This window comes from Paenibacillus sp. AK121, from assembly GCF_019042715.1.
Taxonomy (GTDB): Bacteria; Bacillota; Bacilli; order Paenibacillales; family Paenibacillaceae; genus Paenibacillus; species Paenibacillus polymyxa_C.
In genome coordinates this window covers 73921-98381 of record NZ_JAHPJM010000010.1, presented here as the reverse complement: position 1 = coordinate 98381, position 24461 = coordinate 73921, and the positions used below count along the sequence as shown (strand labels likewise).

The window sequence follows — 24461 nt, the reverse complement described above, 5'->3', positions numbered from 1 at the left end:
GTCATCTTTTTATGCCTAGAAAGGTATTTTTGTCTGAACGCCTACACTTCCCACTCTTCCCGCAGTAGCCCCATTCGGATCGAATCATAATACTTTCCATTATAATATCTGCATTTGCGAAGCCTGGCTTCGAGGGTCATGCCCAGCTTCTCCCCGACCTTCATCATCCGATGGTTTCCTGACCAGGTTGTAAAGCCTACTCTTACTAGAGGCAATGTATTAAACAAATGGTCGATCCACAATCGAAGTGCTCTCGTACCATAGCCACCACTCCAATACCCCGAATCATAGATACCTATCCCCATTTCAAGCCACTGAGACGGCTTATGCTCCCAGTAGTAACTCACGGATCCAATGACCTTGCCTTCCACTTCAATGAGCCAAAAGTCATCTTGTCCGATTCGCTTTTCCTTCTCTTTTAAATACTCCTCAAAAGAAAGCTTCTTATGTTCATAGTAGGGTGCATCCCACTGCTTCCATTCCGGTGCTTCTTCCTTAAAAGTTAACGTCCAAAGGGCATGTAGGTTTTCTTCTCTAACGGGCCTAATCGTTAAATCCTTATCCGTATACATTTAGTAAACTCCTTTTATAATAAAATTCATTCTATCTACTTTGGGCTATATTGAGCCTTATTGTATCTGCTTTTGCATTATTTCGAATTTCAATTTTTGTCCGTTACGAAACTGTATTGTAGCAAGATCGTAATTCATGTTGACAAACAATCAAAAATAATATATCTTAATATCAAGATAATAAATATAAAGAAAAGTTTACGACGACGGTTTATTTTACTTTGAAAAACCTAATCATATAAAAACCAAGGAGGGCAAATAACATGAAATTGTTAGGATTGCATCACGTTTCGGCGATTACAGCAGCAGCGGCTAAAAATGTTGAATTTTATACTCAGGTATTAGGACTTCGGCTGATCAAGAAAACGGTGAACCAGGACGATGTTAGTGTGTATCACCTCTTTTACGGAGATGAGCGCGGAACCGCGGGTACGGAAGTCACTTTCTTTGAAATTCCACATGCTGGACAAACGCGTACAGGGAATAACAGTATTTCGGCGCTCTCCCTACGGGTACCGAACGACAAGGCTCTGAATTATTGGAAAAACCGCTTCGAGCAGCTGGATGTGAAGCATGGCGAAATTATAGATCAAGCAGGACGCTTGGCGCTTTCGTTCGAGGATTTTGAAGGACAACGCTTCTTCCTCGTTTCAGATGAGCATGATCACGGAATGCGCGGCGGCACGCCTTGGGAGAAGAGCCCTGTCCCTGCGGAATACGGCATCGTTGGACTTGGTCCGGTTCATCTGACCATTCCCAAAGCGGAGAATACCATTCTTATTCTTGAACAGGTTATGGGCTTCCGCAAAAAGGGCTCCTACCCTTCCCCTGTTGCCGGACAACCGGATGTGGTTATCTACGAAACAGGTGAAGGCGGTACAGGAACTGAAGTTCATCTGGAAGAGCGCAACGATCTGCCACAAGAGCGACCAGGACGCGGCAGTGTGCATCACGTCGCTTTCCGTGTTGAAACCGAGGAAGAGCTCAAACAGTGGGTAGAGCGTATTGGTCAGCTGCAAATTTCCAACTCTGGTTTTGTAGATCGCTTTTACTTCCGTTCCTTGTACTTCCGTGAGCCGAACGGCATTCTGTTTGAATTGGCTACCGATGGACCTGGCTTTGACACCGACGAGGAACTGGAGTTTCTGGGCGAATCTCTGGCACTGCCTCCATTCTTGGAGCCGCGCCGTGCATCAATTGAAGCCAATCTCAAACCACTCAACACCAAACATGAATAAAGTTATATTTACTCTAAAATAAACACAAAGCCGGGGCTTCTACATCATGTAGGGTTCCCGGCTTTTTTCGTGCAACTGCTCTGCTTTCATTAAAAAAAGCATCTCATCTACAAGCTTTTAGCTAGACAGGTAAGTGAAATACCCTTTTTGGCTATGCTTATAGCTTTTTATCATCCACGCTGGTCAGCCATGCTTCGATTTCTCCGATTACAGAGGCGATGCAGCCGTCTTGGAACGGCGAGATCAATCCAGCCAGCTCAACCAATCCGGTAAAGGATCGGCTTCCTCCGGCACGACACAGCTTCAAATAATCTTTCCATGCTGCTGCCCGGTCTTCACCCATGCGTTTCCAAAACTGGAATGCACACAATTGTGCCAGTGTATAGTCAATATAATAGAACGGAGATTGAAAAATATGTCCCTGCTTGTGCCAGAATCCGCCCTTTTCGAGGTACTCGTTGCCTTCATAATCCAGATGCGGTTTATACTTGCGTTCAATGGAACGCCATGCACTTTTACGTTCGGCCGGTGTCCAATCCGGGTGTTCATATACGGCATGCTGGAATTCGTCTACGGCTACGCCGTAAGGCACGAACAGCAACGATGAAGATAGGTGTTCAAAGTGATATTTGTCCGTGTCTTCCTCGAAGAACAGCTTCATCCAAGGCCATGCGAAAAACTCCATACTCATCGAATGAATTTCAGCCGCCTCCATGGTTGGCCAGTGGTACTCGGGAATTTCAAAATGTCGGCTTTCATAGACCTGGAAGGCATGACCTGCCTCATGAGTCAATACGTCGATATCACCGGATGTCCCATTAAAATTGGAGAAAATAAATGGCGTGCCATATTCGCTCAAAAATGTACAGTAGCCTCCGCTTTGCTTGCCTTTTTTACTGATTAAATCCATCAGTCCACGCTCGACCATAAAACTGAAAAATTCATGTGTTTCCGGTGATAGCTCTTCATACATACGCGCTCCATTACGAAGAATCCAGTCCGGGTCACCTTTTGGCGTAGGATTGCCTGACAAGAAGTTAAAGCCCTCGTCGTAATAACGGAGCTGATCTACTCCGATCCGCTCGCGTTGGCGCTCTTTCAGCTTGGTTGCCAGAGGAACGATGTGCTTCAGCACCTGCTCGCGGAAATTGGCTACCATCTCTGCGTTGTAATCTGTACGTCCCAAGCGGGCATAGCCCAATTCTACAAAGTTGTCATAGCCCAGCTTGTGTGCCATGCGCGTACGTACCTTGACCAATTCATCATAAATTCGATCCAGCTCGTCCTCATGCTCACTCATAAATTGATATTTGGCCTCGGAGGCCTGTTTGCGTGTCTCGCGGTTGGTTGCCATTTCAAATGGCAGGAGCTGTGACAATGTGCGTTCTTCTCCCTCGAACAGGATCTTCGCTGAGGCAATTAATTGGGCATATTCCGAAGTCAACTTATTTTCCTGCTGCAAATCCTCAATGATATCCGGGTGGAACGACTTGAGCGCCACCTCGGCAATACTGAAAAGCTGGCTCCCCCATTGGCTCTCCAACTCAGCTCTAAATGGAGACTCCACCAACGCCCGGTAATAATCGGTTACATACTCTTGGATAACCGGCATGAAATCATCAGCGTACTCTTGCTCCGCTTTGTAAAAAGCATCTTCCGTATCAATGGAGTGCCGAACTTCCACCAATTGCAATTGCGTTTCCACGTTACTGCGCAGCTTGTTAATCGCATGAATAACTTCATTTTGACGTTCTACATTGTCCGCTTCACGAAACTGCTGCAACAGCATTTTAAACCGCTGTTCAATTTCAGGTTGCACTGGTCGGCTATAAGCCATTTCGCTGAATAATGTCATTGCTCCGTTTCCCCCTTTAATGTAATAAATCTGATGCCTATTATACAGTACGATTAGACCAAACTGGAAGCTGGAATGCCAAAATAATACAACCTTAAAAGCCGCAATACCATGTATTGCGGCTTTTATGCCTCATCTAACTCTATATATCAAAAAGTCACTGTAAAAAACAATCTAATATATATCCAGTCTAATGGAGATTTATAAGTATCTCTAGGATCGCAGACCTTCGTACCTTTATTGATTTTGCAAACGATGTGCCACATGCAGGGTCGGACCGACAAATTCATTTAGCTTGAAGCCACCTTCAATGGCCTGTGTAATGAATTTCTTGGCCTGATCCACAGCTTCACGTACAGTCAGCCCTTGTGCCAAACCAGCCGTTACCGCAGCCGAAGTGGTACAGCCTGCACCGTGGGTAAAGTTGGTTTGTACAACATCCGCTTCAAACCAGTCAAAAGTGATTCCGTCATACAGTAGATCCATCGCTTTACCTGCGCGAATTTTGCCACGGTCCTTGATCAGCACATGCTTAGCACCACGCTCGTGGATAATAGCAGCCGCTTCCTGCATCTGCTCCAGTGTCGTGATCGGTCCTTTCTTCGCCAGCTGTGAAGCCTCGAATAAGTTCGGTGTTACCAGATCAGCGCCAGGAATCAACAATTCCAGCATGGCCTCTGTATTTTCCGGCTGAAGCACTTCATCCGTGCCTTTGCAGACCATCACTGGGTCAATCACAATCCGTTTCAGATCATGCTTTTTCAAATGGCTGGCCACCAGTTCGATGATATCTACAGAACCCAGCATCCCGGTCTTCATTGCATCAAAACCGATACCTTCCAATACAGTACGCAGCTGCGCCTCAACCACGTCCAACGCAACAGGATATACAAGATGGTTCCAGGTTTTAGGTTCCATCGCAACTACGGTAGTCAGTACAGTCATGCCATATACACCAAGCTCCTGAAAGGTTTTCAGGTCCGCCTGAATACCTGCTCCGCCGCTTGTGTCAGAGCCGGCTATCGTTAGTGTTTTGGGAATCGTCATTAGTACATGCTCTCCTTCACTTTCTGTGCTGCATTTATCCTAATCCTGCATGCGAAACTTGTCAACGCGCAAAACGGTCCTTTCCATACGAAAAGTCACAAGAACCAGCAACAGCTAAAAAACGAGAATATCCCCCTTTGAAATGAGAACATCCTCGTAAGTACGTGTTATATGAAGAATTTGAATGAATTTTAGACTTATAAATACCCACCCGTACTGTGATCATAGGCATGATTTTTTTCATTTGCCCGTACGCCGAGGCAAAAACTCTGATACAACTGCTGCTGTCTTGGGGTAGCAAAATTCCGGTGCTGCTCAAATAAAGCCATACAACCAATGATATGCTCGGTATAGCTGTTATCGACAGACAGTTGCAGGCAATGTAGTGTTTGTTCCAACCCTTCGGGGTAATCGCCTTTTCGAAAATAATATTCCGCATACACCTTACAAAAGGAGGCAAAGCGAAATGCATTAAAGTGCTTGCGATAATGTGTGTCCCATTGTTCCGGTGCAAGCTCCCAGAAACTCTTGAGTTGCTGGCTGAACAGCTCCAGCTCAGCATCCACGAAATAACCAAACCGATTCGCTGATTCGAGCAATGTATTCAAGCCTTCCAATGTCTCATCCGGATGCTCGCGCAGGTAAGTAATATATTCATAGATTGCAGAGGTGTTGCCCATTTTGATTTCAATACAAAGTCGGTTGCCCTGTGCATATACACGATGCAGGTTGACTACTTTCCAGCCTTCCTCGTCCAAACCCTCAAACCAGCTCAAATCTGCATAACCTTCAATCCATTGCTTGGATTCCTCATATCTACCCTGAAACTCATAGCAGCTGGCCTTGAGCAGATGCCCTTGAGCATAGTAATAAACGAGCGGCTTAAGTAGCTCCAGGTGCTCATCTCCAAAACGGTTCCGATTGCGATACAATGCCTGCGCCAGCTCTCTTAGCTCGTCCGCATACATTTCCATCTCGGACCATTGCATTTTTAAAGCAAACACTTGAGATAGCATATGTAAGCCTTCCAGTGCATAAATTTCCGGTAGACGACTACGGTATAAATGGAATTGTACAGCAGCCTTCAAGTTCCGTTGGTTATCCTTAATCTGAATCTGGAATATGCGAAAATAGCTAATCGCCAACCGTTCGGAGTGGGTATACTTCTCACTCTCAATAACACAATCATACAAAAGCATGGAGGCTTCATGTCGGCCATCCTCAAACATCGCTTCTGCAGTCTCAAAAATAGCCGGAATATTCGATAAATCGTCCATCAAATAGCCTAGCACACTGCGTATACAGTCCAGCTTGTTCAACTCTGAGCAACGAAGAAGAAATGGACGCAACCTTCTCCAGTGGGGCAAGGAATGAATAAAACACTCATCTACATACATCTCGAACAAAGATCCTTCTTCCAATCCCATCGCCTCAGTAATCAGATCAAGCTGATTAACTGAAATAGGCCGTGGTGGGTTTCGGTTAAGTATACCGCTAAGTGTACCCGGATTTACCTTGGAAGCATCTGCAAAACATTGCATCGAAATACCTTCACTTTGAATATACTTTTCTATCTGTGCGCGGATCGTGGTGTTTTTTTCCAAAGGGACACCCCCTCAAACGAATGATGGTGACTTTTTCATTACCTTTTAAACCAAAATTTGTTTAATCAAAGTATATGTCTAATTATACGAGAGGTCAATAACTTTAAACACGACTCAGGACATACAAAATCACGAGTTTCGTACGATTTTAAATCTGTTTTATGAAAAAAGACCGTCCTCTGAGAGACAGTCTTTCTCTATTATTTTGATGCTGTGGACTTAGAAGATCACAACTTGCAAAATGATTTAGAATCACCGAAAATCAAGAGCAAACTTAGCGTATCCTTCTACCGTCAGCCCTTCGTAAAGCAATTCAGAATAAGCATTGGCGACATGCGTTGCTTGCGGCGAGGTTAGGAACGTCACATGTGGACGACCCGACCATGGGGCGAGGGACCAGTGACCGTCAGCCTTTGGCGTCAACGTCTTCATATGCCGCACATACTCAGTCAGCACATGCCGGTTCTCATCCGGTGAAGCCAGTACAATTCGCTCCCCACCTGGATTAACCAACGCAGAGGAGAACGCGCGATAGTTATTCGTAACAACCAGATAACTCCGCTGCATATCCATCGGTTCCCCTTCAAAAGACATATGAATGATTCTGTGCGCATCTAGGTCCTTTAGTTCCCCGGCAGCATCATATCTGGCTGGCTGTGTTACATCAATCTGGTACTCGATGCCATCGATGATATCAAAATTAAAGCTTGGAAACTCAGAATTAATCAGCTCTTGCTCCTCCTCTGCCGAAGGATCAATTTGCCGGAATTGACCGGCAGACCACTCAAGCCATTCCCGAATTTCTGCCCCACTCAGTCGAACGACATGCAGCGTATTCGGAAAATTGTACAGATCGGCGATATGTTTGATCGCTATCGTCCCTGCGGGAATATCGGTATAATACGCCGGACCATATCTGCCCCCTGTTTTAAAAGGAGCTGCTGCCGACAGAACGGGCAACCCCTCATACTCGCTCCCTTGTAGCTGCTGTTTCACATACCAAATTTGTGCATCATTCACAAGCTGAACCGAAGCATCATCCATCACCTGGGCAAAAAAGCTGTTCACTGCTACCGTCGTTCGACCTACAGGTGCACGAATATAATCCAGGGTTCCAGCATGTTCATCTGCTACCGCCTGCTGAATAGCAGTATCTGGTTGGACGAGTGCTTCCTTGCGTATCGGGTCATACACCGGGCGTACCTCGGCAGCAGATGCAGCCACTTGCCACTTTCCTCCAATAAGGGCCAGATCCAGATCAATGATACCCAGATGATCTCCCCAGAAGCCCGGCTCTACTGCTGGAATGCCATGAATGGTGCCCTGCTCTGCATTAACACCTGTCATACCTATAAACGAAGGGCCAGGAAATACTTTATGTGCATGACCAAACACAATGGCATGGATCCCTTCCACCCTGCTCAGATGCAGCACCGCATTTTCCATATTCGGGGTTTCGGGAATATCCTCAAAGCCTGCATGAGGCATAGCAATAATGAGATCGGCTCCCGCTGCCTGCATTTCTGGAATAAATCGTCTGGCAGTTTCCAGCATATCTTTGACGATAAGTTTTCCTTCCAACCATGCCTTGTCCCATTGCATAATTTGCGGAGGTACAAAGCCGATGACACCCACCTTCAGCAGATGCTTGTTGCCTGCTTCATCCTCTACTGTCTTATCCAGCAATAGATAAGGCGTAAAGTAGTTTTGTTCTTCCTTTCCTGCTATATATATGTTGGCATTCACGTAAGGAAATTGCGCTCCTCGAAGACAAGTCTGCAAATATTCCAACCCATAGTTAAATTCATGATTACCGATACTGCCTGCCTCGTATCCCAGCAGATTCATTGCTTTATAGGCGGGATGCACCTCACTTGGGTCCTGTTGGAGCCGCTGTACAGCGTAATCTCCCATTGGATTCCCCTGAATTACATCTCCGTTATCCAGCAGCAGGTGATTGGGCACTTCTGCCCGAGCCGTGTGAATCAGACTAGCGGTTTGCGTCAGACCGTAATGCAGTGTTTCCTGATCTGTATAATAATCATAATTCCACAAGCTGACATGCAGATCGGTGGTAACCATAATGCGGAATTTCACCTTCCCAGCACCTGCATATTCCCGCCCTGTCTTATCATTAACGTCCAAAATATCCAATCTTGTTCTCTCCCTCAGCTTCGGTCATAGAGCTTGAATAAGTCTAACAAAGCACTGTTAAGAGAATGTTAAAATAAGCAATTCGTTTAAGTACAGTCTACGGCCTCTAGCAAATGATAAATTTTACATCATTTTTACCAAAGTCAGGAGTGCTTTTTACCCTACCTGTGGGACTAGCTGTTAAGATTTGGTTTGTCACTGAATTTACAGGTTTTTTAAATTTTCGTTATTACGATGTTTAGGGGGAAATTATTTTGTTCAAAAAAGCACTGACCTTGTGCATGACCTTCACACTGGCAGCGGGTTTAGCCGCTTGTGGCTCAAATGCAAACAATAACAACAGCGCCTCCACTCCGGGTACAGATGGCTCTAAAAACGAAAGCACAGCCTATGTCCCTAAGGAGTTAAAGGTACAATTCGTTCCTTCTCAAAATGCAGATACCCTCGAAGCCAAAGCTAAACCGCTCGAAAAACTGCTGGGGGACAAGCTCGGAATCCCGGTGAAAGTAACCGTATCTCCTGACTACAATACGATTGTGGAAGCCATGTCTTCCAAACAGGTAGATGTAGGGTTCCTTCCGCCTAATGCTTATGTACTGGCACACGATAACCGTAAAGCGGCCGACTTGCTCCTGCAAGCTCAACGCTATGGCATTGAAGATGCCACAGGCAAGGACACGACTGAAAAAGTAAACTTTTATAAAGCAATGATCGTGGTGAAAAAGGATTCTCCAATTCAAAGTCTGGCTGATCTGAAAGGCAAGAAGGTTGGCTGGCAAAATGTAACCTCCTCCGCAGGCTATGTGTACCCCGCAGCAGAGCTGAAAAAAGCTGGCGTGGACCCGGACACAGATGTGCAGGGTGTGACGATCAAAGGCCACGACGCTGCTATTCTGGCGCTGCTGAACGGTCAGGTTGATGCTGTCGCTGTTTTCCAGGATGCACGTAACACAGTGAAGAAGGAAATCCCGGACGTATTTGAAAAAACACGTGTCATTCATTACACAGCTAAAATTCCAAATGACACCGTCAGCGTACGTTCCGATATGGATCAAACATGGAGAGACAAAATCGCCCAAGCCTTTATTGACATTGCCAACGACCCTGAGGGCGGCGAAATCATTAAAGAAATTTACACCCATGTAGGTTATGAAAAGGGCGACGATAAAAACTTCGATTCTGTGCGTGAATACGCCGAAGCTGTCGGCCAAGCGGTAAAGTAACAGGTACGAAACAGGCTTTACGAATGACAGGGCAGCACCGTCCATGTATTCATGGCGGTGTTGTTTTCATTCCACCCTATCGGGGAGAAAGTTGGGAGCATATGATTGAATTTCGAAACGTATCGAAAACATACCCGAACGGCACCAAAGGGTTGAATAATATTAATTTGACGATTCAGGAGGGAGAAATGGTCGTCATTGTCGGCTTATCCGGTGCGGGTAAGTCCACCCTGCTGCGTTCCATTAACCGACTGCATGACATCACGTCCGGGGACATCGTTGTAGGCGGCAAGTCTGTTACGTCTGCCGGAAGCAGCGAGCTGCGGCGTATTCGCCGTGATATCGGCATGATCTTTCAAAGCTTCAATCTGGTTAAGCGTTCGACGGTGCTTCGCAACGTACTTTCCGGCCGCGTTGGTTATCATTCGACGCTGCGGACCATTCTCGGTCTCTTCCCGAAGGAAGATATCGAGCTGGCACTAACGGCGCTAGAACGCGTGAATATCCGGGAAAAAGCTTACAGCCGAGCCGATGAGCTGTCCGGTGGCCAACAGCAGCGTGTATCCATCGCGCGTGCTCTGGCGCAGGAGGCTAAAATCATTCTGGCAGACGAGCCTGTCGCGTCGCTTGATCCACTGACCACCCGCCAGGTGATGGACGATCTCCAGCGAATCAACCGTGAAATGCAGATTACGACCATTGTCAATCTGCATTTCATTGATCTGGCGCGCGAATATGCAACACGGATCATCGGATTACGCGCTGGAGAGGTCGTCTTTGACGGCACACCGGAGGAAGCTACGGATGAAGCCTTTGCGGAGATCTACGGCCGGGCCATCAAGCATGATGAACTGCTGGGAGTGGGATCATGAAGCCCGACTCTACTGTCCAGCCGCTCTCTTCGACGCAACCGTCACCATCTGCTGGACCGCCCCAGCCAAGTAAGCCGCCCGCAGGGCCACCTTTGCCAGGACGCTACAAGCGTTACGCCACCTGGATGATTTTTATCGTGGTGCTGGTAGCCTGCTCCATTCATACAGATGCCACGCCTTACCAATTGATCGTTGGCTTACCGGAAATGGGCAAATTGCTGGAGGAAATGTTTCCTCCAGACTGGAGTTACCTGCCTACCATCTGGAAACCGATGCTGGAAACGATCCAGATCGCTATTGTCGGCACGACACTGGGAGCCTTATTAGCAATCCCTGTCGCGTTGCTGTGCGCCTATAATGTGATGCCGCGCAAGCTGATCTCGCTGCCGATGCGCACGATCCTGAATCTGGTACGGACGATTCCCGATTTGCTGTTTGCCTCGATCTTTGTGGCTGTATTCGGCATCGGACCGTTTGCAGGGATGCTTGCCCTGCTCTTCTTCTCCTTCGGGATCATAGCCAAGCTGACCTTTGAGGCGATTGAAGCCATTGATCCCGGACCACTGGAGGCCATGACTGCTGTTGGCGCGAGCCGCATTCAAGTTATCGCCTTTGGTGTGGTTCCGCAGGCATTGCCTTATTTTGTGTCGTACTTGCTGTATACCTTTGAGGTTAATGTGCGTGCAGCATCTGTTCTGGGGCTCGTTGGCGCTGGCGGCATCGGTCTGCTGCTTGACCGTTCCCTTGGGCTGTTCCGATATGACCGGGCAAGCATTATTATTCTACTGACCCTCGTCATCGTCCTTGCGATTGATTACGGCAGTAACCTGCTACGGAGGAAGTTATTATGAATGATCCTACGCTTCGCAGACCTATTGGCTCCCGCCTGCGCTTTTGGGCGTTAGCTATTCTGCTAATTATCATTTACATTTGGGCTTTTCGCGGGATGCAGTTTGAAGGATTACAGGGGACGGCCAAAAGCGTCTCTGTCGCGATATTGGACGGTTTCCTTCATCCCGACTGGTCGTTTGTCTACATCCCTGAGGGGGAGGATTTGCTGCGTGGGTTGCTGGATACGCTGGTTATTTCAGTGCTTGGAACCTTCGTGTCCGCATTTGTCTGCCTGCCGTTTGCCTTTTGGGCATCCAGCAATATGAGCCGTCTACGCCCCTTATCAGGTAGCGGGAAGTTTGTACTTAGTGTCATTCGGGTATTTCCCGAAATGATCGTCGCCATTCTATTCATTAAAGCCGTAGGTCCCGGCTCGTTTGCAGGTGTGCTTGCCCTCGGCATTCACTCCATTGGCATGCTGGCCAAGCTTTTCTCAGAAACGATTGAAAGTGTGGATCACGGGCCGCAGGAAGCTCTGATCGCGTGCGGTGCCAACCGTTGGCAGGTCATTTTCTTCGCCGTGCTGCCGCAGGTGATTCCACAGTTTCTTTCCTATTCGCTCTATCGTTTTGAAATTAACATCCGGTCCGCAACCACGCTCGGTCTGGTTGGTGCAGGTGGTATTGGTACTCCGCTGCTGTTTGCACTCCAAATGCGCAACTGGAACCGTGTAGGCGTCATTTTACTCGGCATTGTAGTCTTGATCATTTTGACGGATCTGGTATCCGGCTGGTTGCGCAAACGGATCGTGTAATTAAAAGTCTCTAAATCAACAAAAGCCTCTCCGGTGTAAAAGGGACCTGCTATGCTCCCATTCACTCGGAAGAGGCTTTTGCTGTTCAACAACTCCCAGCTAATTCATCTATGACCCGCCGGACTTCCTCTGCCGTATTGTAAAAATGCGGAGCCACACGAATAATATCCTTTCGTGCCGACACAATCATATTTCGGCTCCGCAAACGCCTCTCTACCGCCGACACATCGGCTACTTCAACAGCGAGCAGACTTGGTAAAGTGCCTCCTCGATCAGGTATACGTATGTGTAGCCCTTTGCTTCGTCCATATTCAACAGAAAAGTCCAACAGTTCATTCATATAGGTCTGAATGTTCATGACCCCAATTTCCAACAGTAGCTTTAAGGCTGCATTTGCGGCAAAAATGCTAATGAAGGAAGGTAATCCTGTCTCAAAGCGGCGGGTTCCCGCTGCCGGAACCGGATGAGCAATATCAAACCGGGAGGCGGGCTCCTGTCCGAGCCAGCCCGTAAGACGAGGCTTGAAGCGTTCTATTCGATCCTTGCTTATATAAAGAAAAGCCACTCCCGGTATCCCCAGCATATATTTGCGTGCTCCCGCGACCAGAATATCTATGCCCATCGCCTTTACATCCACCGGAATCATTCCTGCTGACTGATAGGCATCCACGAACAGTAACGCCTGATTTCGGTGAGCTATATGTGCAATGGATTTGAGATCTTGCTGAAATCCGTTGGTATAATTCACATGGGACACCATAATAAGTGCAGTATTCTCCGTAACATGCTCCTCATACTGCTCTATGGTTACTTCTCCCTCCGTAGAAGGGATACAGCAAATATGATCACGAAACATCTCCTGTGCCTGCCAGATGTGTCCTACCGTCGGAAAGTCGGTATCTGCATACACAATCCCTTCTTTTCCCGGTACATAAGGAAGGGCAGTAGCCACACCAGCAATCGCCTCAGAGGCTGAGGACATCACCGCAATTTCGTCAGGCTCCGCCCCGATGAGCTTGGCAAAATGCCCTCTGGCTTCTTCCAAACGTGCCATAGATAGGTCGCCGTTAAGACCGTGTTGCAGCAAGCTTCGATGATATTCCTCAATGGCAGCGGAAACCGGTCTCGATATCGCCCCCTGGGAACAGCTCCCTACATGGATATGTGAGGACAGCACCGGAAACAACTGACGGTAGGACTGAAACGGATGTTTCATATTTCCCTTCGCTCCTCTTGGGCACACCAACGTGCCTTGATATGATCATTTTATTATCCATATAAGCCACCTTAGAACAAGGGCCTCTCTTCCCATCTTCTCGCCGTTAACAGACGATAGACACAAAGAGAGGCCCTGTTGGATCATATACACAATCATTAATTAATTCACGCGTTTGCGTCCAAACCAGCTTTTAAGCACCAAGGTTGCCAAAGCAAGTAGCAACAACAACGAGGCCACTGCAAAAGATGCCGAGAACTGATACTCGTTATACAAAATCTCCACATGCAGCGGAAGTGTATTTGTCTCTCCCCGAATATGTCCCGACACGACGGACACTGCACCAAACTCGCCCATGGCTCTCGCATTACACAGAATAATGCCATACAGCAAACCCCACTTGATGTTCGGCAGCGTCACTTTCCAGAAAATGCGCCAGCCGCGCGCACCCAGCGTGACCGCCGCTTCCTCCTCCTGCTGCCCCTGATCTTCCATCAGCGGAATAAGCTCGCGCGCCACAAAAGGAAATGTAATGAACAGCGTTGCCAAAATAATGCCCGGCAAAGCAAATATAATTCTAATATCATGCTCGTCCAGCCACGGCCCAAGCCAGCCCTGTGCGCCAAACACTAATACATACATCAGACCTCCGACGACAGGCGAGATCGCAAAGGGCAAATCAATCAAGGTGACCAGCACACCTTTGCCGCGAAAATGAAATTTTGTGATCAGCCAGGCGGCCGCTACACCAAATACCGTATTCAGCGGAACCGTTATCGCTGCCACCAGCAGCGTCAACCGTAATGCAGACATGGCATCCGGGTCCCGTAGCGCTTCAACGTATACACTCCATCCCTGCTTGAGCGCTTCGGTAAGCACGACAATTAGCGGCAATACCAACACCCAGAGCAAAGCTAAAAAAGCAGCACCAATGAGCGTCCACTTTACCCAAGGGGCTTCAGTTGTAACCCTATTGGGCGGTGCGGATGAAGGCACTGGTGCAGAAGCAAGCTTTTGCCCAGTTATCGCTTGTGACATGATGTATCCCTCCTTGAACACGGGGTTTAATGCGCAGGCCTCTGCTGTCTGCATGCTAACGTTAGACAGTTACATTAGACAATTACATTAGACTGCACGGCGCCGCGACCAGCGCTGAAAACTGTTAATCACGAATAACAACACGAATGAAATGACCAACAGCATCAACGCCACCGCCGTAGCTCCTGCGTAGTCATTTTGCTCTAACTTGGACATAATGAGCAGCGGAGCAATCTCGGTCTTCATCGGCATATTGCCAGAAATGAAGACGACAGAGCCGTACTCGCCAATGCCGCGGGCAAAGGCAAGCGCAAAACCCGTCAGCAGTGGCGGTACCAGTTCCGGCACAATAACGCTGCGGAAGGTACGCCATCTGCCCGCTCCCAGCGTAGCCGCCACCTCCTCCTCATCCTTGTCCAGCTCCTCCAGCACCGGCTGAACTGTCCGTACGACGAACGGAATGCCAATAAACATCAACGCGAGCGTAATCCCCGTCTGTGAGTATGCCATTTTCCACCCAAGCGGTTCGAATAGTGAGCCGATCCAGCCGTTCTGTGCATATAGAGCGGTCAACGCAACCCCTGCCACCGCCGTGGGCAAAGCAAAGGGCAGATCAATGACCGCATCAAAAACTCGTTTCCCCGGAAATTCATAACGCACCAGTACCCAGGCGATCAATAAACCGAGAAACAGATCGATCAGCGCCGCGGCTGCGGCACACAAAAAGCTCACCTTGTAGGAAGCTAGCACCCTGACATCAGTCGCCACGTCCCAAAATTTCTCCCACGTCAGCCCGGTTGAATTCAGGAGCAGTGCTGATAATGGCACCAGCACCATCAGACTGAGATACAGTACACTATAACCCATTGTTAACCCGAATCCGGGAAGTACGCGTTTTCGGGTGGCTTGCATTTGACTCATGTTCTGTCCATCCCTCTCTGTATCCTTTGACTATGGGACTCGCGCCTACCGATCCACTCGCCTTTACACTCCACTTATGTTATGAACTACCAGGTACATAAATCTGGTCAAAAATACCCTTGTCACTAAAATGCTTTTGCTGTGTCTCTTTCCATGTCCCAAATACATCCTTCAAGGTTACGAGCTCCAGCTTAGGAAATTGATCCTTGAACTTTGCCGTCACACTCTCCAAGGTTGGGCGATAATAATTTTCGGCAGCAATGGTCTGCCCTTCTTCACTGTACAAATATTTCAGGTACGCGTCCGCCACCTCGCGTGTACCTTTTTTATCTACCACCTTATCGACTACCGCTACCGGAGGTTCAGCCAAAATACTGATCGATGGATATACGATATCGAATTTATCCGCACCTAGCTCCTTCACAGAGAGCAGTGCTTCATTTTCCCAAGCGATCAGCACATCGCCAATTCCACGCTCTACGAAAGTCGTCGTCGCTCCACGTGCTCCGCTATCCAGTACAGGCACATGCTTATACAGCTCCTGTACAAACTGTTGGGCTTTGGCTTCATCGTTATTGTTCTTTTTGAGCGCATAGGCCCAGGCTGCAAGATAGTTCCAGCGGGCTCCGCCCGAGGTTTTAGGATTTGGCGTAATGACCTGTACATCGCCGCGGATCAAATCGTCCCAGTCCTTGATCCCCTTCGGGTTCCCTTTACGTACCAATAACACGATGGTTGATGTGTACGGGGAACTGTTATGCTCATATTTACTTTGCCATCCCTCTTTAACAAGCCCTTTTTCCTGTAACGCATCAATATCATAGCCCAGGGCCAGTGTAACCACATCTGCATCCAGTCCGTCCTGTACAGAGCGGCTTTGCTTGCCAGATCCTCCGTGGGATTGCTTGATCGTGACCTTCTGCCCTTTCTCCTTCTCCCAATGGGCGGCAAACACTTTATTATATGCTTCATACAACTCACGGGTCGGATCATAAGAAACATTGAGCAACTCCACTTCCTTGGAGCCAGAAGCAGAGCTACCATCCGCCTGCGTCCCTTCCTTGCTTGCCCCACAAGCACTTAGCATCATTGTTAAAACCAAAGATAGTCCGAGAATAAGCCGAATTTTGTGTTTCTTCTTCATCAAGACACCCCTCATTCTATGTAATTTGTAAATACACATTCATTTACGCCTGTTATTTACAGACACAATCAAAAAAAAGGGCGGAGAATTCCCTGATGCAGCCCTGATAGGTCAAACCTGTCGCGTGTACAGTGTCTGCCTGCTGTTCCTAGAGGTTCTCCGCCAGAATGGCGAGGTTATACTTTCATACTTTAATTCTTTAATTCCTACCTGTTTAATGAGTTATAGGGATATAATACGAGAGTTTATGAGGGATGTCAAACCTTTTTTTTGTACGGGATGATCTAATAATTTGCTTTCTTCAAGGGGGGGACAGTCAGAAACATTGTATACGTTTCCGACCGCCTAGAGGGCATGGGTACACGTGGAATACGACTTAGTTGGCTACCGTTTCAAGATTAATCGAAAAAACTCCAAATTGCTTCGGATTGTCCGTAGCTCTTCTCAGCCACAGCTCACCCGATCCCACCATAACTCCCTGATAATTAACAAACAAATCATCTGTCTTTTGGTTCACTAGCGCCTCACGAATCGCGTCCGTAAAGATCTGATCATATTTAGCCAGAAAATCTTTCTTGTTCGGAATCGTTAGCGACTTTTCACTATCATTGACACGCAGAGGGTACAAAATATAATTGGCTACCTTTTCCTTGTCATTGTCGGCAACAGCCTTCTGCAACGCTTTGAATGTGTCCAAAAACGCTTTAGGATCTTGAATACCTGCTACCTCAAAAGGATTTTGAGATGCATTGGGCGCTGCAGGAGAAGATGTATCTGATGAAGTAGCTGGGGCGGAAGGAGCTGACTTTTGCGCATCAGTACCGCTGTTTTCTGCACTCTTGCTCTCTTTAGTTGCTTTGTCACTTTGGGCTGAACCGTTCTGATTGCCTCCAGCACTGTTCTCGATCATGCTTGTACTGCTTCCAGCATCACTCGGTTCAGCATTATTATCCTGGCCGCAGCCTGTAAGAGCTACAAATGTAAGTGTAAGTAAAATGGCTGTAAGTGACAGCCTCCGTGACATTTTGTAATTATCGGATTCATGTTTTTTGGGCACAACGGGTCATCCTTTCTGCTTTCTACTCTGACCTATTCTGTTCATTAAGTCTTCAACCGTTCTATTGTAACATAAGTAGACTAATGACCGCATGTCGTGCCCATTCTGGAAGTAGCTTACAGTGTAATATATGCGAAGGTTTTAACGCTTCCTCGTGATCCATCGTCCGTACTTACTTTCAAAATCAGCTCTTTCAAGGAGCCATTTGCAGCTTCATTCTGCCCCTCTGGCTTGATAAACAGCAGATCGTGGCGTTCTCCCGGCTGTAACGTTCGGCTAGAAAACCCGCTCGTTGTGCCTTGCAAGTCTGATCCATTCGAACTGTTGAGCTTGTATCGTACGGGTTGCTTTCCTGTATTCTTGATACTGATGTACAGCTTATGCCCCTCTTCAAATCTGAACTCTGTTTGTCCTTGTCCTCCAAAATTCATCTCCTGATCATGTACAATGCGTTTTGCTGCTTCTCCTTGCTCACTCTGTATACTAAGCGGAACCGTCGAATGACTCTGATTTACTTCTGTGATGGTTGATGACGGGAGGACTCTCATATTGGCAAAAGCGACATAACCTACGATCACCCCCGCCACACCCATCCAAACCCATTTTTCCACCATTTCATATCCCTCCTACACAAAATATGCTGAAGCTACGTCGTATGAATTCAGTCGTCACCATGATTGCACAGATGGAACGGCTTATCTTCTATAAGAAAGCGATCCAGCCAGGTCATGGTATATATAAATTCGGGTGCCGATTCAATCAATCCGTTCACAATGTCCAAGGAACGCAGATTCCTCAGGTTTTGTATCTCAGGGGGGAGTGTACGGATTCCACTATACGAGATATCCAGATACTCCAGTTGATGCAGCTCTCCGATTGCAGGAGGTACATTTCGGAATGCCAGTTCCTCCTTGGGGATCACCTTGTAGTCCGGTGCCGGGCGATCATAGCATCCACAACTGACTCTTAGGCTTTTGAGTCGGGATAACTTGGCAATGTCAGCAGGTAGCTCTTCCAAATCTGCTACTTGAATCGTCAGTGACTCCAATGATTCCAATTCAAACAATGCAGACGGTAGTGTTCGTATATCCTGTTCAAAGATAGTCAAATGCTTCAGAGAACGCAATTTTCTAATCCGTTCCGGGATCTCCGTCAAGCCAAACCGCATGAGCTCCACTCGATCCGGTTGATGCCGAATAGCATCGTTCAAAAACATATCTATATTGCCATGATGTTCAGGTTTGTGAATAAACACACCGGGGATAAGCTTTTCTAATTCATCTGCATCTTCTTTATCCATGTTCAATCTACCGATTCGTTCGTGAGCTATGTTAATGACCCAATCCTCTCCATCGGCATTCTGGAAACACAAATCTTCTGGTAATTTCGGATGCACCCAGGAAAACAGACTGGACGCCGCTTGTTTTAATACTTTTCCAGCCTCAGGCGTGCATTGGTACCGGTAAAATGTTCCCGGTGTGTAAGCAATGGAATGCTTTCCCCTCATTTCCTCATAAGAGTGAGTGGACAGCAAAAAAGGATTCAATCGATGTAGTAACTCCTTGAACAGGACTCCCTTGTTGCTCAACTCATCCTCATCTTCTGTCGTCCATTTATGTACACCCAGCATAAACGTATCTGCCCGTTCCATAGCATAATCAATCAGTCTTTCATAAGCTGTCCCACGAACATCGCTGTATAATCGGAACATGTCTCTCCTCCTCTGTGCTGCCCTGCGCCCTGACAATAAAAAAAAGCCAAACTCATAATCTATTATGAGTCTGGCTGTCATATTTTTCAAACTTGTTCAAAGGAATCCATACGATGGCTCTCTATCTAGATAAGCCGCAAATACAGCTTACATATTATTCTGTCACCGTTCCGTAGATCAGCACGGGGGCTTCCGCATGATCCGCAATACGGATGTTCGCGTAGATTTTCTCTATTACTTGGTCCACGTCTTCACGGTTCGCATGGATTGTAACCAGCGAATCGCCTTTTTGAACCGCATCGCCGACTTTTTTGTTCAGCATCAAGCCGACAGCCAAATCAATCTCGGATTCTTTGGTCGCACGGCCTGCTCCCAGTAGCATCGCAGCGGTACCGATTTCATCAGCCACGATTTCAGCTACCACGCCGTCCTGCTTTGCAGGTACTTCAATAAGATACTGCGCTTGTGGCAAGCGTTCTGGATGATCCACTACAGAAGCGTCGCCGCCTTGGTTCGCAATAAACTCTTTGAATTTCTCCAGTGCTTTGCCGTTACGAATGACCTCTTTGAGCTTCTCTTTGGCGTTTTCGAGGGAGTCTGCTTTTCCGGCCAAAAATACCATCTGACTGCCCAAAGCCATACACAGCTCTTCCAGATCTTTGGGTCCTTCGCCGCGCAGTGTATCAATCGCTTCTTTAACTTCGAGCGAGTTCCCGATAGCCAGCCCCAGCGGTTGACTCATGTCAGAAATAACCGCCATGGTCTTGCGACCCACATTGTTCCCGATGCTTACCATGGCATGTGCCAGTTCTTTGGCATCTTCTACTGTTTTCATGAATGCGCCCGCACCTGTCTTGACATCCAGTACGATGGCATCAGAGCCGGCAGCGATTTTCTTACTCATAATCGAGCTGGCAATCAACGGAATCGAATTTACCGTTGCTGTAACATCACGCAAAGCATACAATTTTTTATCCGCAGGTGTCAGGTTGCCGCTTTGTCCGACGACCGCAATTTTGCTGCGATTCACCAAATCTACGAATTCATCCTTGCTGATCTCTACGTGAAAGCCTGCAATGGCCTCCAGCTTGTCGATCGTTCCGCCCGTGTGCCCGAGGCCGCGACCTGACATTTTCGCTACCGGAATGTCTAAGGCTGCTACAAGCGGAGCCAGTACCAGTGTTGTCGTATCACCCACACCGCCAGTGGAGTGCTTATCGACCTTTACACCTTCAATCGCGGACAAGTCAATCGTATCTCCTGAATGAACCATTGCCATGGTCAAATCAGCACGTTCCCGTTCGTTCATATCTTTGAAGAAAATAGACATCGCCAATGCACTGACCTGATAATCAGGAATTTCACCCTGAGTATAGCCTTGGATAATAAAGTTAATTTCCTCAGTGCTCAGTTCTTTTCCGTCACGTTTTTTTTCAATCAAGTCTACCATTCTCATATGTCATTTCTCCTCACTGTGCGTATGATCGTTTACAGAGATACTGCTGTATCCAGTGCAACTTCCATCATTTCTTTAAACGTGGTTTGCCGTTCCTCTGCTGTCGTTTCTTCGCCTGTCAGCAAGTGATCACTTACCGTCAGAATGGTCAGTGCGTTTACGCCAAACTTGGCTGCCAGCGTGTATAAAGCCGAAGTCTCCATCTCCACACCCAACACACCGTATTCCATCAATTTTTGTACCACTGATTTGTCATCACGGTAGAAGCTGTCTGAACTGAATACGTTGCCAACATGCATGTTCAACCCTTTGGCAACCCCGCGATCATAAGCGCCCTTCAAGAGAGGGAAGCTGGCAATCGGGGAGAAATCGTAGCCGCCAAAGATATGGCGGTTCATGCCGGAATCTGTACAGGATGCCTGTGCCAAAATGACGTCACGAACGTGCACATGCTCCTTCATTCCGCCACATGTACCCACGCGGAACAAGTTTTTCACCCCATACTCGCTAATCAGTTCGTTGACATAAATACTGATGGAGGGCAGCCCCATCCCGGTTCCCTGTACAGACAGGCGTTTGCCTTGGTACGTTCCCGTGAATCCGAGCATTCCGCGCACCTCGTTGTAGCAGGTCACGTCCTCCAGATATGTTTCAGCGATAAATTTCGCCCGTAGCGGATCTCCTGGCAGCAAAATTGTTTCTGCAATCTCTCCAGGTTTGGCTCCAATGTGTACACTCATGTTTTTTATTCCTCCGTCCCATTTGTCCATGCTGATATCGTTACTCATTTCGTTACCAATAATCTTGACTGCCTTCGTTGCTAGCGTCTAGATTACTGAAGTTCTGCTAAAAAGCTAGTTCCATGCTCAGGCAGTTTTACACCAAAGTTATCCGCTACTGTCGCTCCAATATCCGCAAACGTCTTGCGGACTGCCAGTTCCTTGCCTCCAGCTGCAAAACGAGGGGAATAAGCCAGCAAAGGCACATATTCGCGGGTATGATCCGTTCCGCGATAGGTTGGGTCATTCCCATGATCTGCGGTGATGATCAGCAGATCGTCATCGGTCATTTTGGCGAATACCTCGGGCAGACGGGCATCGTAATCGTCCAAGGCTTGACCATATCCCTGCGGATCACGACGATGACCGTATACAGCATCAAAGTCCACCAAATTCAAGAAGCTTAATCCGGTGAATTCCTCGTCCAGCGTAGCCACCAGCTTATCCATGCCATCCATGTTGGACACTGTGCGCACTGCCTTCGTTACACCCTCGCCGTCATAAATGTCAGAGATTTTACCCAAGGCGATTACATCCAGGCCTGCATCCTTCAGTTCATTCATTGTGGTGCGACCAAATGGCTTGAGCGCATAGTCATGTCGATTGGAGGTACGAGAGAAGTTCCCTGCCTCACCTACGAACGGACGGGCAATAATGCGACCCAGCATGTACGGATCTTCCAGCGTGATTTTACGGCAGAACTCACAGATCTCATAGAGCTCCTTCAAAGGTACAACTTCCTCATGCGCTGCAATTTGCAGTACTGAATCCGCTGAGGTATAGATGATGAGTGCGCCGGTTTTTACATGTTCTTCGCCCAGCTCATCAATGATTTCCGTGCCGCTGGCTGGCTTGTTGCCAATAACTTTGCGGCCTGTATGCTCCTCAATGCGCTGAATCAGCTCATCTGGAAACCCATCCGGGAATACACGGAAAGGAACTGCAATATTTAAGCCCATGATTTCCCAATGACCTGTCATCGTATCCTTGCCATTGGAGGCTTCCTGCATTTTGGTGTAATACGCGAGTGGCTTATCGACCGCTGGTACACCTTCTATGGAACGAATGTTGGACAGACCGAGCTTACCCATATTCGGCATGTTCAGACCGCCGCGTTCGCGTGCAATATGACCAAGTGTGTCTACATCATAATCATCAAACTGGGCAGCATCCGGTGCTTCGCCGATACCAACCGAGTCCATAACGACCAAGTGAATCCGTTTAAATTTAGACATTATAAAAATCCTTTCCTGACTCGCTGTTTTTTTTACAAAAACAACCCTGCAATCGTTGCCGACAGCACGCTAACCAGCGTCGCCCCGTACAACAGCTTCAGACCAAAACGGGCCACTACATTTCCCTGTTTTTCATGCAGACCCTTCACAGCCCCGGAAATGATACCGATGGACGAGAAGTTTGCAAAGGATACGAGGAATACCGATACGATCCCGATCGTACGCTCGGACAAGCCTGTTTGCTTGGTCAGATCCAGCATAGCCACAAATTCGTTGGATACGAGCTTGGTAGCCATAATGCTGCCTGCCTGCACTGCCTCGCTCCACGGAATCCCCATAACAAAGGCGAACGGTGCAAACACATAGCCAAGCAGCGCCTGAAAGCTGATACCAAACAACCAGGAGAAAATACCGTTAACCATGGCAATCAGCGCCACAAAACCGATCAGCATCGCGGCTACCGTAATAGCAACCTTGAAACCATCCATTATATATTCCCCGAGCATTTCGAAGAAGGACTGCTTCTCTTCCTCTTGAACCTCCAGTAAATCGTCTTCCTTCTCAATCTTGTACGGATTAATAATGGAAGCGATAATAAAGCCGCCAAACAGGTTCAGCACCAATGCGGTAACCACATATTTGGGGTTCAACATTTGCATGTAGGCTCCCACAATCGACATGGACACCGTAGACATCGCAGATGCACACAATGTATACAGCCGGTGTTTTGGCAGCAGACCAATTTGTTTCTTAACGGAAATAAACACCTCGGATTGACCCAGGATAGCCGAAGCTACAGCGTTGTAGGATTCCAGTTTACCCATTCCGTTTACTTTGCTCAAGACAAGCCCGATATATTTAATAATAAAAGGAAGCACTTTTACATATTGTAAAATCCCAATCAGCGCGGATATGAAGACGATTGGCAGCAGTACACCGATAAAGAACGGTGCTGCTCCTTCATTCGCAATTCCGCCAAAAACGAAGTTAATCCCTTCCATAGCATAACCAATCAGACTATTAAAACCTTTTGCAAAACCTTTAACTAGAATTTCACCAATCTCTGTATTCAGCAATACGAAAGCAAGCGCTGCTTGCAGAACAACCATAACTATCAGCGGACGATACCTGATTTTACGCTTGTCACTGCTGGCAACGTAAGTAAGTGCAAATACAACAAGCAATCCCACCAAAGCGATTACATATTTCATTTCAATTCCCCCTCATTACATTAAGCGCTTACATTGCCCATAAAAAGAATGCGCCCCAAAGAGGCATTCTTTTTTTTATTTCCCCAGATCCGCAGGTCGAAAGGCACCCGGCAGTAATTGATCCACCGTCCACTCTTCCGTATTGCCATGAAGGTTTGTCAGATAAATTTTGGTATCTTGATGAGCAAATTCGGAAATGACCTGACGACAGGCCCCACATGGAGACACAGGCCCTTCCGTATCAGCTGCAACCGCAATCGAATCAATTTTTCGGCAGCCTTCGGATACCATTTTAAAAATCGCTGTCCGCTCTGCACAGTTGCATAAGCCGTAGGAGGCATTTTCCACATTGCATCCGTGATATACCGTGCCATCGCTCCCGAGAACCGCAGCACCTACTTGAAAATTAGAATACGGAACATATGCCTGTTTGCGCGCCTCAAGCGCTTTCTGAATCAATTGATCCTTCATCCCGAATCCCTC

The 24461-nt window shown here is 47.6% G+C and carries 22 protein-coding genes; 5 read left to right on the top strand and 17 right to left on the bottom strand.

The window, feature by feature from the left end; translation table 11 throughout:
• Positions 1-41: 41 nt before the first annotated feature.
• Complete coding sequence (locus tag KSP24_RS17740) at positions 42-572, bottom strand: GNAT family N-acetyltransferase (protein ID WP_090738162.1); 531 nt, start codon at positions 570-572, stop codon at positions 42-44.
• Between the two features lie 263 nt (positions 573-835).
• On the opposite strand from KSP24_RS17740, the gene KSP24_RS17735 reads away from it, so the two are divergent.
• Positions 836-1810, top strand: a complete 975-nt coding sequence (locus KSP24_RS17735) for a ring-cleaving dioxygenase (protein ID WP_013373156.1) — start codon at positions 836-838, stop codon at positions 1808-1810.
• A gap of 157 nt (positions 1811-1967) precedes the next feature.
• On the opposite strand, the gene KSP24_RS17730 is transcribed toward KSP24_RS17735, so the two are convergent.
• The 4 genes from KSP24_RS17730 to KSP24_RS17715 all read right to left on the bottom strand — a co-directional run bounded on the left by KSP24_RS17730 (position 1968) and on the right by KSP24_RS17715 (position 8470).
• A complete protein-coding gene (locus KSP24_RS17730) occupies positions 1968-3665 on the bottom strand; it encodes a M3 family oligoendopeptidase (RefSeq protein WP_216976089.1) in 1698 nt (565 codons plus the stop codon).
• Between the two features lie 237 nt (positions 3666-3902).
• Entirely contained in the window at positions 3903-4712 is an 810-nt protein-coding gene (gene thiD / locus KSP24_RS17725) for a bifunctional hydroxymethylpyrimidine kinase/phosphomethylpyrimidine kinase (RefSeq protein ID WP_016820369.1), read from the bottom strand.
• A 197-nt stretch (positions 4713-4909) separates the two neighbouring features.
• Complete coding sequence (locus KSP24_RS17720) at positions 4910-6316, bottom strand: hypothetical protein (protein ID WP_013373159.1); 1407 nt, start codon at positions 6314-6316, stop codon at positions 4910-4912.
• 252 nt (positions 6317-6568) lie between these two features.
• The gene (locus KSP24_RS17715; RefSeq protein WP_216976087.1) at positions 6569-8470 is read right to left on the bottom strand and encodes a bifunctional 2',3'-cyclic-nucleotide 2'-phosphodiesterase/3'-nucleotidase; all 1902 of its coding nucleotides are present in this window, start codon (positions 8468-8470) and stop codon (positions 6569-6571) included.
• A 254-nt stretch (positions 8471-8724) separates the two neighbouring features.
• Here KSP24_RS17715 and KSP24_RS17710 point away from each other — a divergent pair, with 254 nt between their 5' ends.
• From KSP24_RS17710 to phnE (KSP24_RS17695), 4 genes are all read left to right on the top strand, one after another.
• Positions 8725-9693, top strand: a complete 969-nt coding sequence (locus KSP24_RS17710) for a phosphate/phosphite/phosphonate ABC transporter substrate-binding protein (RefSeq protein ID WP_044786286.1) — start codon at positions 8725-8727, stop codon at positions 9691-9693.
• A gap of 101 nt (positions 9694-9794) precedes the next feature.
• Positions 9795-10565, top strand: a complete 771-nt coding sequence (phnC, locus tag KSP24_RS17705; RefSeq protein ID WP_029514360.1) for a phosphonate ABC transporter ATP-binding protein — start codon at positions 9795-9797, stop codon at positions 10563-10565.
• Complete coding sequence (gene phnE / locus KSP24_RS17700; RefSeq protein ID WP_216976085.1) at positions 10562-11416, top strand: phosphonate ABC transporter, permease protein PhnE; 855 nt, start codon at positions 10562-10564, stop codon at positions 11414-11416. The genes phnC and phnE (KSP24_RS17700) overlap by 4 nt, the downstream gene beginning before the upstream one ends.
• On the top strand, positions 11413-12210 hold the full coding sequence (phnE, locus tag KSP24_RS17695) for a phosphonate ABC transporter, permease protein PhnE (protein ID WP_025674718.1): 798 nt from the start codon (positions 11413-11415) through the stop codon (positions 12208-12210). The genes phnE (KSP24_RS17700) and phnE (KSP24_RS17695) overlap by 4 nt, the downstream gene beginning before the upstream one ends.
• Before the next feature lie 85 nt (positions 12211-12295).
• On the opposite strand, the gene KSP24_RS17690 is transcribed toward phnE (KSP24_RS17695), so the two are convergent.
• From KSP24_RS17690 to KSP24_RS17635, 12 genes are all read right to left on the bottom strand, one after another.
• Positions 12296-13426, bottom strand: coding sequence for an aminotransferase class V-fold PLP-dependent enzyme (locus tag KSP24_RS17690; RefSeq protein WP_216976083.1), 1131 nt, complete (start codon positions 13424-13426; stop codon positions 12296-12298).
• Between the two features lie 162 nt (positions 13427-13588).
• Entirely contained in the window at positions 13589-14464 is an 876-nt protein-coding gene (gene cysW / locus KSP24_RS17685) for a sulfate ABC transporter permease subunit CysW (RefSeq protein WP_216976076.1), read from the bottom strand.
• A gap of 87 nt (positions 14465-14551) precedes the next feature.
• Positions 14552-15385 (bottom strand): sulfate ABC transporter permease subunit CysT, encoded by an 834-nt coding sequence (gene cysT / locus KSP24_RS17680; RefSeq protein ID WP_216976074.1) that lies wholly within the window; start codon positions 15383-15385, stop codon positions 14552-14554.
• A gap of 79 nt (positions 15386-15464) precedes the next feature.
• Positions 15465-16529, bottom strand: a complete 1065-nt coding sequence (locus tag KSP24_RS17675; RefSeq protein ID WP_040102830.1) for a sulfate ABC transporter substrate-binding protein — start codon at positions 16527-16529, stop codon at positions 15465-15467.
• Positions 16530-16905: 376 nt separating this feature from the next.
• The gene (locus KSP24_RS17670; RefSeq protein ID WP_216976072.1) at positions 16906-17586 is read right to left on the bottom strand and encodes a hypothetical protein; all 681 of its coding nucleotides are present in this window, start codon (positions 17584-17586) and stop codon (positions 16906-16908) included.
• Between the two features lie 116 nt (positions 17587-17702).
• Positions 17703-18200, bottom strand: a complete 498-nt coding sequence (locus KSP24_RS17665; RefSeq protein WP_013373170.1) for a hypothetical protein — start codon at positions 18198-18200, stop codon at positions 17703-17705.
• 47 nt (positions 18201-18247) lie between these two features.
• Positions 18248-19297: a leucine-rich repeat domain-containing protein gene (locus KSP24_RS17660; RefSeq protein WP_025674707.1), complete on the bottom strand. Its 1050-nt coding sequence runs from the start codon at positions 19295-19297 to the stop codon at positions 18248-18250.
• Positions 19298-19451: 154 nt separating this feature from the next.
• Positions 19452-20753: a pyrimidine-nucleoside phosphorylase gene (locus KSP24_RS17655; RefSeq protein WP_013373172.1), complete on the bottom strand. Its 1302-nt coding sequence runs from the start codon at positions 20751-20753 to the stop codon at positions 19452-19454.
• 32 nt (positions 20754-20785) lie between these two features.
• Entirely contained in the window at positions 20786-21493 is a 708-nt protein-coding gene (gene deoD, locus KSP24_RS17650) for a purine-nucleoside phosphorylase (RefSeq protein WP_013373173.1), read from the bottom strand.
• A gap of 92 nt (positions 21494-21585) precedes the next feature.
• Positions 21586-22767 (bottom strand): phosphopentomutase, encoded by a 1182-nt coding sequence (deoB, locus tag KSP24_RS17645; protein WP_040102827.1) that lies wholly within the window; start codon positions 22765-22767, stop codon positions 21586-21588.
• 32 nt (positions 22768-22799) lie between these two features.
• Entirely contained in the window at positions 22800-23978 is a 1179-nt protein-coding gene (locus KSP24_RS17640; protein ID WP_058831037.1) for a NupC/NupG family nucleoside CNT transporter, read from the bottom strand.
• 75 nt (positions 23979-24053) lie between these two features.
• Positions 24054-24449, bottom strand: coding sequence for a cytidine deaminase (locus tag KSP24_RS17635; protein ID WP_216976071.1), 396 nt, complete (start codon positions 24447-24449; stop codon positions 24054-24056).
• Positions 24450-24461 lie beyond the last annotated feature (12 nt).